General features: G+C 61.5%; 12 protein-coding genes. 7 read left to right on the top strand and 5 right to left on the bottom strand.

Annotated features, from left to right (window positions below):
• Window positions 1-202: 202 nt before the first annotated feature.
• Entirely contained in the window at window positions 203-1,300 is a 1,098-nt protein-coding gene (locus LOY28_RS25920) for a DUF6515 family protein (protein WP_018925776.1), read from the top strand.
• Here the strand turns inward: LOY28_RS25920 and LOY28_RS25915 are convergent.
• Window positions 1,294-2,190: a cation diffusion facilitator family transporter gene (locus LOY28_RS25915; RefSeq protein WP_018925777.1), complete on the bottom strand. Its 897-nt coding sequence runs from the start codon at window positions 2,188-2,190 to the stop codon at window positions 1,294-1,296. The genes LOY28_RS25920 and LOY28_RS25915 overlap by 7 nt on opposite strands.
• Window positions 2,191-2,219: 29 nt before the next feature.
• Window positions 2,220-2,639, bottom strand: coding sequence for a hypothetical protein (locus LOY28_RS25910; protein WP_018925778.1), 420 nt, complete (start codon window positions 2,637-2,639; stop codon window positions 2,220-2,222).
• Between the two features lie 97 nt (window positions 2,640-2,736).
• Here LOY28_RS25910 and hrpB point away from each other — a divergent pair, with 97 nt between their 5' ends.
• Window positions 2,737-5,253 (top strand): ATP-dependent helicase HrpB, encoded by a 2,517-nt coding sequence (gene hrpB, locus LOY28_RS25905; protein WP_258612711.1) that lies wholly within the window; start codon window positions 2,737-2,739, stop codon window positions 5,251-5,253.
• Window positions 5,254-5,402: 149 nt separating this feature from the next.
• On the opposite strand, the gene LOY28_RS25900 is transcribed toward hrpB, so the two are convergent.
• Together LOY28_RS25900 and LOY28_RS25895 are read right to left on the bottom strand one after the other, a co-directional pair.
• A complete protein-coding gene (locus LOY28_RS25900; RefSeq protein ID WP_258612710.1) occupies window positions 5,403-6,482 on the bottom strand; it encodes an endonuclease/exonuclease/phosphatase family protein in 1,080 nt (359 codons plus the stop codon).
• Window positions 6,483-6,556: 74 nt separating this feature from the next.
• A complete protein-coding gene (locus LOY28_RS25895) occupies window positions 6,557-7,231 on the bottom strand; it encodes a YciC family protein (protein WP_019581325.1) in 675 nt (224 codons plus the stop codon).
• A gap of 177 nt (window positions 7,232-7,408) precedes the next feature.
• Between LOY28_RS25895 and LOY28_RS25890 the strand changes: the two genes are divergently transcribed.
• The 3 genes from LOY28_RS25890 (at window position 7,409) to LOY28_RS25880 (ending at window position 9,455) form a co-directional block, all read left to right on the top strand.
• On the top strand, window positions 7,409-8,182 hold the full coding sequence (locus LOY28_RS25890) for a DUF2076 domain-containing protein (protein WP_019650906.1): 774 nt from the start codon (window positions 7,409-7,411) through the stop codon (window positions 8,180-8,182).
• 159 nt (window positions 8,183-8,341) lie between these two features.
• Window positions 8,342-8,821, top strand: coding sequence for an NYN domain-containing protein (locus tag LOY28_RS25885; protein WP_018925783.1), 480 nt, complete (start codon window positions 8,342-8,344; stop codon window positions 8,819-8,821).
• 22 nt (window positions 8,822-8,843) lie between these two features.
• Window positions 8,844-9,455, top strand: a complete 612-nt coding sequence (locus LOY28_RS25880; RefSeq protein ID WP_018925784.1) for a PolC-type DNA polymerase III — start codon at window positions 8,844-8,846, stop codon at window positions 9,453-9,455.
• Window positions 9,456-9,586: 131 nt separating this feature from the next.
• On the opposite strand, the gene LOY28_RS25875 is transcribed toward LOY28_RS25880, so the two are convergent.
• Window positions 9,587-10,033: an Lrp/AsnC family transcriptional regulator gene (locus tag LOY28_RS25875; RefSeq protein ID WP_018925785.1), complete on the bottom strand. Its 447-nt coding sequence runs from the start codon at window positions 10,031-10,033 to the stop codon at window positions 9,587-9,589.
• Between the two features lie 164 nt (window positions 10,034-10,197).
• Here LOY28_RS25875 and yedA point away from each other — a divergent pair, with 164 nt between their 5' ends.
• Together yedA and LOY28_RS25865 are read left to right on the top strand one after the other, a co-directional pair.
• Complete coding sequence (gene yedA, locus LOY28_RS25870; protein ID WP_258612709.1) at window positions 10,198-11,121, top strand: drug/metabolite exporter YedA; 924 nt, start codon at window positions 10,198-10,200, stop codon at window positions 11,119-11,121.
• Window positions 11,122-11,195: 74 nt separating this feature from the next.
• Complete coding sequence (locus LOY28_RS25865; protein ID WP_086945927.1) at window positions 11,196-12,530, top strand: DEAD/DEAH box helicase; 1,335 nt, start codon at window positions 11,196-11,198, stop codon at window positions 12,528-12,530.
• Window positions 12,531-12,563 lie beyond the last annotated feature (33 nt).

Raw genomic sequence — 12,563 nt, 5'->3', positions numbered from 1 at the left:
TGAGCCGACGTCATAAGCGTCGAGCACGGACGAAGTTCTCAAAGGGAGGCCGACGGGTCTCCCTTTTTTCTTGCCCGCAATTTGGCATGCCCTTAATAAAAAGCCGCTCAATAAAAAAGTTACGTGACTGATAACCTGTTGCAGAACCGGCCTGCGCTTTCCCAGTCTTACGTACAGGCCCTAACCCGCCGTGAGGAAAAGCATGAAATCGCGCATCTGGCGTTTGGCCGGTGTTGGTTTGCTGTGTGTGAGTGTCACTGCACAATCGCTTGCCGATGAACCACAGAACCGCGGCCCCGATGGCGGGCAGCGTGGGCCTGATCATCGGGGCAATGAACAGGGCCAGGGCCATGGCGGCAGCAATCAGCCACGCCCGCAGAACACCGAAATCATTCGTGGCGACAACAGCCGCCAATTCGAACGCCACGACCAGAATCAGGGCGGCCAGTGGCAGAACCGGGCGCCGCACGAGTCCAACAATCAGGGCGGCCAGTGGCAGAACCGTACGCCGCACGACTCCAGCGTTCAGGGTGGCCAGTGGCAGAACCGTCCGCTACACGATCCAAACGTTCAGGAGCGAGCGCCGCAACAGCCGAGTAACAATCTGCCAATCCAGGGTCGGCCCGATACCGTGCGCCAGACCCAGGAACCGCGGCGTGGCTACTATCAGGACGAACCGTGGCGTAACAATCACAACCAGCCATGGCAGACCGGGGGGCGGGAGCCGCGTCACGATGACCGTCGCTGGCCCGGTCGTCCGGAGGGGCACGGCACAGGCTGGGGCCCCGGCCCGCAGTATCGTCCTGGGTACGTGATCGATCGCTTCCCGGAGGAGCGTCACTTCCGCGTGCCGTATCGTGGCCAGGATTATTTCTATTCCGGTGGCTACTGGTATCGCCCGCAAGGCCCGCGTTATGTGGTGGTTCAGCCGCCTCGCGGGATTCGCGTCAGCTACTTGCCCGATTACGCCCGTGAAGTGTGGATCGGCGGCACGCTGTTGTTCCTGGCGGCCGGCGCATATTACGCCTATCAGGAGAGCACTCAGGATTACGTCGTGGTCGACCCTCCTGTGCAGCCGCCACCGGTGAGCAATGGTTATGACGTGGTGGCGTACCCAGCCAACGGCCAGTCGCCGGAGGAAGTCAGCCGGGACGCTTATGAATGTTATCGCTGGGCCGTGCAACAGAGCGGTTTCGATCCACGTACTGCCACCTACCGACCGGATCCGTCGGTGGTGCAAGTTTACCGACAGGCCCAGGGCAACTGCCTGAGCAGTCGCGGTTATCAGGTGAGTTACTGAGCCTTGGCGGTCTTTACCACTTCCTGCGGGTCGGCGTGCACCAGCACTTCGGCTCGCGGGTAGACGGCATGAATCGCATCGGCGGCTTGATCGCTGATGCCGTGGGCGACTGACAGGGTCAAGTCCCCCGGCAATTCCAGATGCAATTGCACGAACCACTGGTTGCCGGAAATCCGCGTGCGCAAGTCGTGGGCACCCAGAACCCCCGGTACGCTGCAGGCCAGTTCGAGCATGTGCTGGCTGACATCGGTCGGCAATTCTTCATCCATCAGCACTGCAAAACTATCCCGGGCGATTTGAATCGCGCTCCAGAGGATGTAAGCAGCGATCCCCAGGCCGAACCACGGGTCGACTTGCTGCCAGCCAAACCCTGCCAGCACCAGCGCTACGAGAATACCGCCGTTGAGCAGCAGGTCCGAGCGGTAATGCAAGGAGTCGGCGCTCACCGCGTTGGAGCCGGTAGCCTTGATTACCCGGTGCTGCAACATCAGCAGGGCCACGGTCAGGACGAGGGAGAACACAATCACCCCGATACTGAGCCACGCTGCGCCTATCGGTTCCGGATGTTTCAACCGTTCGATCGCCTGCAGGGAAATCAGCACGGCACTGCCACCAATGAACAGCGCCTGAGCCATGCCCGCCAGTGATTCGGCCTTGCCGTGCCCATATCGATGATCATCGTCGGCCGGGCGCAAGGCGTAATGCACGGCCATCAGGTTGAGCAGCGAGCTAATGCCGTCGAGTGCCGAGTCGGTTAACCCGGCGAGCATGCTCACCGAGCCGCTCAGCCACCAGGCGATGGCTTTGGCGATGATCAATATGCACGCGACCGCCACCGAGGCGCGCGTCGCCAGCCGCAGCAGGCGGGCGTGGTCGGTAGGGGTCGTCATCAGTGCTGTGGTTCCTTCAAATGCACGAATTATGCAGCCGGTTGCAGGCCGAACATAGCCAGTTGCTGGGCGCTGCCCTTGTGCTGGATCAGACGCGGATCGTCCAGCGGGAAGCTGCGGCCCAGTTCACTTTCGAGAATAGTCTGCAACTTGTGGTTATCGACCTTGCCGTCGGCGCCGATGGCTTCCTTGAGTTTTTCCGGCGCCACCTGGGCGGTCCGGCCGGGCTCGAAGTAAATGGCACCCGTGGTGAAGTCCACTGCAAAGGCGATCAGGCCGGGGATGATATAGAACAGCAGGCCCACTGCATCCAGCGCGGCAATGGCCGGGTCAATCTTGCCGTCGATCTGGCCGCGGCGATCGGGGTAGAAAATCGAACCGCAGGCGGTCATTTGGGTCAGCAAGGACGCGATCAATACACCGCCGATCAAGCGAAAGGGAGCACGCATTTGAAATCTCCTGGGTTATCTGGAAACGAAGCATCGTCGATATGAATTAGGACCGCGCTGAACGCCGTTATACTCGGCCCTCTGTTTGGGAGCCAGCATGATTTCTTTGCCAATTGATGAAGTTTTACCCGCCCTGCGTGAAGCCCTCGCTACACGCCACGAAGCCGTGCTCGAAGCACCGCCCGGTGCCGGTAAAACCACCCGGGTGCCGTTGGCCTTGCTCAATGAGCCGTGGCTGGCCGGGCAGACCATTCTAATGCTCGAACCGCGCCGGTTGGCAGCGCGGGCGGCGGCGGAGCGCTTGGCCAGTGAATTGGGCGAGAAGGTCGGCGAAACCGTGGGTTATCGCATTCGTCTTGACAGCAAGGTCGGCCCCAATACCCGCATCGAAGTGGTCACCGAAGGCATCCTCACCCGGCGCCTGCAGGATGACCCGGCGCTGGAAGGCGTGGGGTTGCTGATTTTCGATGAATTCCACGAGCGCAGCCTCGATGCCGACCTGGCGCTGGCCCTGAGCCTGAATGGCCGGGAGCTGTTCCGCGACGATCAACCGCTGAAGATCCTCTTGATGTCGGCAACCCTGGAAGGCGAACGCCTGGCCGGGTTACTGGATGACGCGCCAATCCTGCGCAGCGAAGGTCGCATGTACCCGGTGGCGATGCGCTGGGGCCGGCCGTTTCAGCCCGGTGAGTTCATCGAGCCAAAGGTGGTGCAGACCATCCTCGACGCGCTGAACGATGAAGCCGGCAGCCTGCTGGTGTTCCTGCCGGGGCAGGCGGAAATTCGGCGGGTGCATCAACAATTGGCCGATGCCTTGGGCGAGGGCACGCCGGTATTGCTGTGCCCGCTGCACGGCGAACTGGACCTGGCGGCGCAGCGGGCGGCGATTGACCCGGCGCCTGCGGGCAAGCGCAAAGTGGTGCTGGCCACCAACATCGCCGAAACCAGCCTGACCATCAATGGCGTGCGCGTGGTGATCGATGCCGGGTTGGCGCGCGTGCCGCGTTTCGACCCCGGCAGCGGCATGACTCGCCTGGATACCCAACGGATCTCCAAAGCCAGTGCAACGCAGCGTGCAGGCCGGGCCGGGCGTTTGGAGCCCGGTGTGTGTTATCGCTTGTGGTCGCAGGATCAGCACGAGCAACTGGCGGCTTACGCCAGTGCGGAAATACTCTCGGCGGACCTTGCCGGGCTGGCCTTGCAACTCGGTCGTTGGGGCGTGACGCCGGGGCAGTTGGTTTGGCTCGATGTGCCTCCGGCAGCGGCTTATGCACAGGCCCAGGATCTGCTTGAGCGTTTGGGTGCGCTGGAGGGAGAAGCGCTGACCCGTCATGGTCAGGCCATGGCCGAACTGCCGGCCCATCCACGGATCGCCCATTTGCTGTTGCGTGGCCAGGCGCTCGGTTTGGCCGACATGGCCTGTGATGTCGCGGCACTGCTTGGTGAGCGCGATATCTTGCGTGGTGCTGGCGCGGACCTGCACAGCCGACTGGTGCTGTTATCCGGTGAAGAGCGGGCCGCTCGCGGTGCGCAGGGCGGTGTTCAACGAGCTCGGCAACTGGCGCGACAGTATCGCGGTTATTTGCGCGGCAAAGCGTCGGAGCCGGTCAGCGACCCCGAACATCCGCGTTGGCTCGGTGCGTTGCTGGCATTGGCTTATCCCGACCGGGTCGCCCAACAGCGGCGGGCCGGTGGCGCTGAATATCGCCTGGCCAACGGTCGTGCGGCGTTGTTTGCCGAGGCGGACAGCCTGATGAAGCAACCGTGGCTGGTGATCGCCGATCTGGGCAGTCGTCAGGGCCAGCGTGAAGAACGGATTTATCTGGCGACGGATTTTGATCCGGCGCTGTTCGACTCCGTGCTGGCCGAACAGGTGCGGTGCGTCGATCAACTGGATTGGGATGAGCGCGAAGGTGTGCTGCGGGCCGAGCGTCAGCGCAAGGTCGGCGAGTTGATCCTCAGCCGCGAACCGCTGACCGGGCTCGATGAAAGTGCTCGCAGTCAGGCGTTGGTGAATCTGGTGCGGCGCAAAGGTCTGGAGCTGTTGCCCTGGACGCCAGAGCTGCGTCAGTGGCAGGCGCGGGTGGCGTTGTTGCGGCAGTTGGATCTCGCGGGTAAAGGCGAGAGCGAATGGCCGGATGTCAGCGACGCAACATTGCTCAAAAGCCTCGAACACTGGCTGATGCCCTATCTGGGGAAAGTCTCGCGGCTCAGTCACTTCGCCAATCTGGACCTGTCGAGCATCGTTCACAACTTGCTGCCGTGGCCGTTGCCGCAACGGCTGGATGAGCTGGCGCCGCATCATTTGAGCGTGCCGTCGGGCTCATCGATTCGTCTGGATTACAGCGAGCAGCCGCCGATTCTGGCGGTGCGGTTGCAGGAGTTGTTCGGCTTGGCCGAGACTCCGCGGATTGCCGGCGGCCGGCAAGTGGTGAAACTGCATCTGTTGTCCCCGGCGCGGCGGCCAGTGCAGGTGACGCAGGACCTGGCGAACTTCTGGCGCAGCACCTATGCCGAGGTGAAGAAGGATTTGAAGGGGCGGTATCCGAAGCACTACTGGCCGGATGATCCGCTGGTGGCCGAGGCGACGGCGCGGGTTAAGCCTCGTAAGTAGGGCACGGATTTTTGTGGCGAGGGAGCTTGCTCCCGTTGGGCTGCAAAGCAGCCCCAAATTCTGTCACATCATTTTTCAGGTGCGTGGTGTCAATCGGTTTACGACTGCTGCGCAGTCGAGCGGGAGCAAGCTCCCTCGCCACAGGTGTTTTATGGCGCGGCCGGCAACAGAAACCGCGCAATCACCGGCAAATGATCGGAAATGCGCAACGTATCGTCCTGCCGCACCCGCGCTTCGACCCGTTTGATGCGCGGGCTGTAAAACAGGTAGTCGACGGTCCGGTCCGGCCCGTTCAAGCCGGGATCATTCGGGTAATGGGTCAACCATTGCGCCCGGTCGATACCGCTGGCTTCGTTGTTGGTGGGGATCATCGGGTATTTGTCCCACAGCACATGCAGCGCGCTGTCGGCAGAGTAGGGCGTGCGTTGCTCGGCGGGCAGGCGTTGATACTGGCCCAGCGGCAACAGGTTGAAATCTCCACCGATCAACCACGGCGTGCCGCGGCTTTCGAACTTGTCGAGCACCTTGGCCACGGCGGTCACCTGGGTTTGCAAGGTATCGTCGGTCTGGGTGGCACGGTCCAGATGGGTGTTGAGCACGGCCATCTGGCCACCGTCGTTCAATGCCAGGTACGTGACCAGCAAGGCGTCTTTCGGCTTGAACTGACGGCTGATGACATTGGCCGGCGCGACCGGCAATTGCAGGCGTTCGGCGTGTTCGATCCGGTAGCGGCTCAGGGTCGCCAATTGCCGGCCAACGCTGCCGAAGATGTGCGACTCAGGTACGAAGTCGGCTTTCCAGTCGAAGGCCTGAGTGGTGCACGGATACAGGTCGGTGACCCGATCCTGAAGTAATTTGAACTGGTTCTGGTAGTCGCTGGCCTTGGCGCCGTCATCGAGTTCCTGCAACAGCACGATGTCCGGTTGCTCGTCGCGAATCACCCGCGCCACTTCGTCGAGGCTGAAGGCCATGTCTTCAGGTGTAGGGGATTCGTCGTCTCCTGCGGCCAGGTCGTTCCAGAACACGTAGCGCTTGCCGGCCAGATACTGGACGTTCCAGGTCATCACCTTCAACGCCTGGCCGGGCACCAGCGTCGGCGCCTGGGCGTTGCAACTGACCGGCAGCGTTTCCTTGGCGTCGGGGCGCCAGGTCAGGCTGTAGATCAGCAATGCAATCAGGCTGATGGCGATCAGCAGGCCCAGCAGGGTGTAGCGCAGTAGACGGGGCATAGCTCGGCTTATCGCGTTACAAGATTGACCCCGAGCATAACCGAGAGCAGCGCCAAAGCCCAAGGGTAGAGCGGTCAGAGCCGCTCATCAGATTTCTCGGGTGCATCGGCGATCAGCATGAACAAACGGAACAGCACCACGCTGGTGAACAGCTGCAGGAAGCTGTGGGCGCTGTCGATCAGCAGCGAGATCACCGGGTTCTGCGGGTCAGGGTAAACCGCCAGCGTCGCTCCCTTGAGCACCCACAGCGGGCCCATCACGCACAGAATGCACACCAGAATGCGTATGAAATGCCCGCGGGTCAGGCGCAGGCTTTCCTTCATCGCCGCCAGCGGTGCCAGGCCGCGCAGCACCAACAGGTACTCGCCGAACGCCAGCGTCACCATCAGCCAGATGCCCGGCAGGAAATACAGCGACAGGCCGATCAGGATCAGCAGGGTATTAAGGGCGGTCAGTACGGCGAAGCGCGGCCACAGGGTCGCAGCGGCTGCCAACAGGTCGCGGGTACGCGGCGATTCTCCTCGGCTGCGGGCATCGAGAAACAGGATCAGCGCGGCGGTGTACAGCGGATACACCAGCAAGCCGACAATTACACTGATGCCGGCGAAACTGTCCGGCCCGGTGGAGCGGTCGACCACTTGTTGCAGCAGCGCCTCGACAATCACCAGCGGCAGGCATAGCTGCACGATCTGGCTCAGATTGCGCTTGAAGAAATACAGAGAGTCACGCAGTACATCGAACGAATTCATCAGTCGGTATCGCAGGTTGAAAGCAGTGCCTCACTTTAACCGATCAACCCCTTCGGGGCACAAACGTAAACGTTCGGTAAAGGTCATTGAAACATCCTGTATCAGCCCCATTACTGGTGAGCACCTTATCCACTGTGGGTGAGGGCAATGATATTCCCGGCAATCTACGAGGTCGCCATGAACAGCGAAGAACAAACCCTGATCGATGGACTGTTTTCCCGGCTGCAACAGGCCGAAACGGACTCAGCCCCGCGCGACGCCCAGGCCGAGGCGCGGATCAAGGAACACCTGACTCGCCAACCAGCGGCGGGCTATTTCATGACCCAGGCGATTCTGGTGCAAGAGGCAGCCATCAAGAGCCTCGACGAACAGAACAAGCAACTCACCCAGCAAGTGCAGCAATTGCAGGCCGAACTGCAACAGGCCAAGGCGCAGACAGCGGCGCCGGCGCCAAGCGGCGGCTTTTTGTCGAGCATTTTCGGCGGCGCTTCCCGTGATCCGCAGCCTGCGCCGACTCAAAGCGCAGCCCCCTCGAATGGCGGCTGGCGTGAACCAGGACGGCCGTCGTTCAACTCGCAGCCGCAGCAAAACTTCGGTGCACCGCCTGCTCAGCAGAATTTCGGAGCGCCACCTCAGCAGAATTACGCACCGCAACAGCCTGTCGGCAGCGGTTTCCTCGGCGGTGCGTTGAAAACGGCAGCAGGTGTGGCCGGTGGCGTGATGCTGGCGCAAGGCATCAGCAGCCTGTTCCATCACAATCAGCAGCCGGAAGTGGTTGAAGTCATCAAGGAAGAACCGGCCAAGGTCAACGATCAGAGCGATAGCAGCGGTTGGGGCGACGATCAGCGCGTGGCTGACAACTCCAGCGATCAGGGCGGTTTCACCGACGCGAATTACGACGATGACGGTTCATCGTTCTTCGGTGGCGATGACGACGACTCCTTCATCTGACCTGCCATTCGTCCGGAGCGCCATGGCGCTCCGGGCCGATTGTTCGCGGAACAATCCTTCAGGCTGGCATACTGGGCGACTTTTCGGGCCTGGAGCCTGATCCAGCCCGCGCGCCTGTGCGCCACGACCCCGCGCGCCAACGCGCTGAGAGGATGTACGGTGAAAAAAATCGCAGTGTTCGCCGATGTCCAGAACCTCTACTACACCGTGCGTCAGGCCTATGGTTGCCACTTCAACTACGCCGCTTTGTGGGCTGACGTCAGCAAGCAGGGGCAGATCGTCGAGGCCTACGCCTATGCGATCGATCGTGGCGACAGCAAACAGCAGCAGTTTCAGCAGATCCTGCGCAACCTCGGCTTCGTCGTGAAGCTCAAGCCCTACATCCAGCGCAGCGACGGTTCGGCCAAAGGCGACTGGGACGTGGGCATCACCCTCGACATCATGGACGCCGCCGACCATGTCGACGAAGTGGTGTTGGCCTCTGGCGACGGCGATTTCGACATGCTGCTGGAGCGCATCATCGCCAAGCACGGCGTGCAGGCGGTGGCCTACGGCGTGCCGGGCCTGACGGCCAACTCGCTGATCCGCGCCGCCAGTCGTTACGTACCGATCGAAGGCGCGTTGCTGCTCAAGAATTGATTTTTACGGAGTTGAAACAGGTTTGGAACGCATAGCAGTCATCGACTTTGAAACCACCGGGATCTCCCCGAGCAGCAGCTGCCGGGCCACGGAAATTGCCGTGGTGATTCTTGAACAGGGGCGCATCGTCGAGCGTTACCAAAGCCTGATGAATGCCGGCGTGCGGGTGCCGGCGTTCATCGAACAACTGACCGGCATCAGCAACGCCATGCTGCGCACCGCACCCTCGGCCGAGCAGGTGATGAACGAGGTCAACGAATTCGTCGGCATCACGCCGCTGCTGGCGCACAACGCTGCGTTCGACCAGAAGTTCTGGGACTACGAGCTTGGGCGAATCAAACGTACACGCTTGCAGAACTTTGCCTGCTCGCTGTTACTCGCCCGCCGCCTGATGCCCGCTGCGCCGAACCACAAACTCGGCACCCTCACCACCTTCGCCAGCCTGCCCAATACCGGCAAGGCTCACCGGGCCATGGCCGATGCGGAAATGGCCGCCAACCTGACGGCGCATCTGGCGCAAGAGCTGCGGCAAAAGCATGGATTGCGCGAGTTGTCCCATGATCTGTTGTGCAGCCTGCAGAAAGTGCCGGCGGCGAAGATCAATGAGCATTTGAAGCGGTATCGCGGGTTTTAAGGTCTTGTAGTGTTTCTACTGGCCTCTTCGCGGGCAAGCCTCGCTCCTACAGATTTATGGGCGCCCCGACATTGGGGTCGCCTCAAAAACCGTAGGAGCGAGGCTTGCCCGCGAAGGCGTCAGTCGCCTCACTATTTCCCCTCCAGTTGACCCAACGGCACGCGCTTTTCGATGGCACTCGATAACACAATCGAGGTCTTGCTGAACCCGAACGTGGCGATCCGGTTGATCAACTCTTCCAGCTCCGGCATCGAGCCCACCGCCGCTTGCATGATCACGCAGGGGTCGCCGGTGACGCGATGGCATTCGGTGAGCTGTGGGATTTTGATCAGTTCGTCGTAGGTTTTCTGATTACCGTGCTGGTTCAGGCGCAGTTCGATGACGCACTGGATCGGCAGGCCGATTTTGGACAGGTCGACTTTCGCCTGGTAACCAGTGATCACCCCGCAGGCTTCAAGTTTGGCAACGCGTTCGGCCACCGCCGGAGCGGACAGGTTCACCTTGCGCGCCAGATCGGCGTAGGACGCACGACCGTTTTCCAACAGGGCGCTGAGGAGCATGCGGTCGTATTTGTCCATCGTGGCCTACCTGAAAAATGACTGACTTTCGAAAGCACGGTTTATAGCGTCGAACTCCGTGTTTTGAAAAGTGTACCGGCGCTATAAACAGGTTTTGTAGCTTATTTTCCGCTGTTGGCCTTTCTAGAATAGCGGCTCTCCTTGTCTTGTTCCTCGAGCTGCCCATGTCTGGTCTACGCCGTTTTTCCTTACCGCTGATCGCTGCTTTTTTCGCGTTGTACGTGATTTGGGGGTCGACTTATCTGGTGATTCGCATCGGCGTGCAGTACTGGCCGCCGTTGCTGCTCGCCGGTATCCGCTTCGTGCTCGCCGGGACGTTGATGTACGCGTACCTGCGCTGGCGCGGGGCGCCGGCGCCGACCTGGGCACAGTGGAAAGCCGCGGGGATCATCGGGATTTTGCTGCTGACGTGCGGTAACGGTGCGGTGAGCGTCGCCGAACACACGGGCGTGGCCTCTGGCGTGGCCGCGTTGGCGGTGGCGACGGTGCCGCTGTTTACCTTGTTGTGCGGATATTTCTGGGGCGCGCGTAATACCCGTCTCGAATGGGCCGGGATTGCGCTCGGGCTGATCGGCATTGCCATGCTCAACCTCGGTTCCAACCTGCAGTCGAGCCCGTTGGGCGCGGCGTTGCTGGTGTTCGCGGCGGCGTCCTGGGCCTTTGGTTCGGTGTGGAGCAAACACTTGCCGTTGCCTCAGGGCGCGATGGCCAGTGCTGTGGAGATGCTGGTGGGTGGCGTGGTGTTGCTGATCGGCAGTGCGGTGAGTGGTGAGCGTCTGGAAAGTCTGCCGCCGATCGAAGGTTGGGCGGCGCTGGCGTACCTGACCCTCTTCGGTTCGATCATCGCCTTCAACGCCTACATGTACCTGTTGAAACACGTGCGGCCGGCAGCGGCCACCAGCTATGCCTACGTCAATCCGGCGGTGGCGGTGTTGCTGGGGATCGTATTCGTTGGCGAGACCATCGGTGTCGAGGAAGCGCTGGCCATGGCGGTGATCATCAGTGCGGTGGTGTTGATCGGGATGCCGCAGTGGCGCCGTGGCACGGATCGGTCGGCCCCTGCCGTAGTGGTGCCGACAGAATCCTGAGCGAATTAGGGTAAACTGCGCGCCATTGCACACTTGTTTCGCACAATCGCGCTGAATTTTCCTACGGTACTCCCATGACTTTCGCCACCCTTGGCCTGATCGAACCCTTGCTGCGCGCCCTCGAGACGCTCGGCTACCAGACCCCGACGCCGGTTCAGGCGCAAGCGATTCCGGCGGTGCTGGCCGGTCGCGACCTGATGGCCGCGGCCCAGACCGGCACCGGCAAAACCGCCGGTTTCGCCTTGCCGCTGCTGCAATTGCTGGCCATGGAAGGGCCGAAAGTCAGCGCCAACTCCGTGCGCGCGCTGATTCTGGTGCCGACTCGCGAACTGGCCGAACAGGTTCACGAAGCCGTGCGCCAGTATGCCGAGAACCTGCCGTTGAGCACCTACGCGGTGTACGGCGGCGTCAGCATCAACCCGCAAATGATGAAACTGCGCAAAGGCGTCGACCTGTTGGTGGCGACCCCGGGCCGTTTGCTCGACCTGTTCCGTCAGAACGCGCTCAAGTTCAACCAGCTGCAAACCCTGGTGCTGGACGAAGCCGATCGCATGCTCGATCTGGGCTTTTCCGAGGAGCTGGGGAATATCTATAAAGCCCTGCCTTCGAGACGTCAGACGCTGCTGTTCTCCGCGACCTTCTCCGATGCGATCCGCATGCTGGCCGGGCAAATGCTCAACGACCCGCTGAGCATCGAAGTCAGCCCGCGTAACGTGGCCGCCAACACCGTCAAGCAATGGGTGGTGACGGTGGACAAAAAGCGCAAGCCGGAGCTGTTCATTCACTTGATGCGCAAGGGCAAGTGGAAGCAGGTGCTGGTGTTCGCCAAGACCCGTAACGGCGTAGACGCGTTGGTGGAAAAACTCCAGGGCCTGGGCGTCAATGCCGACGGCATCCACGGCGACAAACCCCAGGCAACTCGCCAGCGGGCGTTGGATCGCTTCAAGGCCAGCGAAGTGCAGATCCTCGTGGCCACCGACGTGGCTGCCCGTGGCCTGGATATCGAAGATTTGCCATTGGTGGTCAACTTTGACCTGCCGATCGTGGCAGAAGACTACATCCACCGCATCGGTCGTACCGGCCGTGCGGGCGCAACCGGGCAGGCTATTTCGCTGGTCTGCGCTGATGAAGTGAATCAACTGTCAGCCATCGAGATGCTGACCCGTCAGACGTTGACTCGCCAGATGGAGCCGGACTTCGAACCTGAACACCGCGTGCCGGATACCGATGCCAGCGGTCAGGTGATCAAGAAGCCGAAAAAACCGAAGAAGCCCAAAACCTCTGGTGGCGGCAAGCGCAACCTGGGTAAATGGGTCGAGAGCGGTGAGGCGTCGGCGCCGGAGCCTTCGATCAAGCCGGTGCGTAAAGTGCCGGTGTTCAATACCGGGCCGCGTAAGCGTAAGCCTTGATCCTCTGAAGATCGTTCCCACGCAGTGTGGGAA

The sequence above is a fragment of the Pseudomonas sp. B21-017 genome, assembly GCF_024749245.1.
Classification (GTDB): Bacteria; Pseudomonadota; Gammaproteobacteria; order Pseudomonadales; family Pseudomonadaceae; genus Aquipseudomonas.
This window is presented reverse-complemented; position numbering and strand designations above follow the sequence as displayed.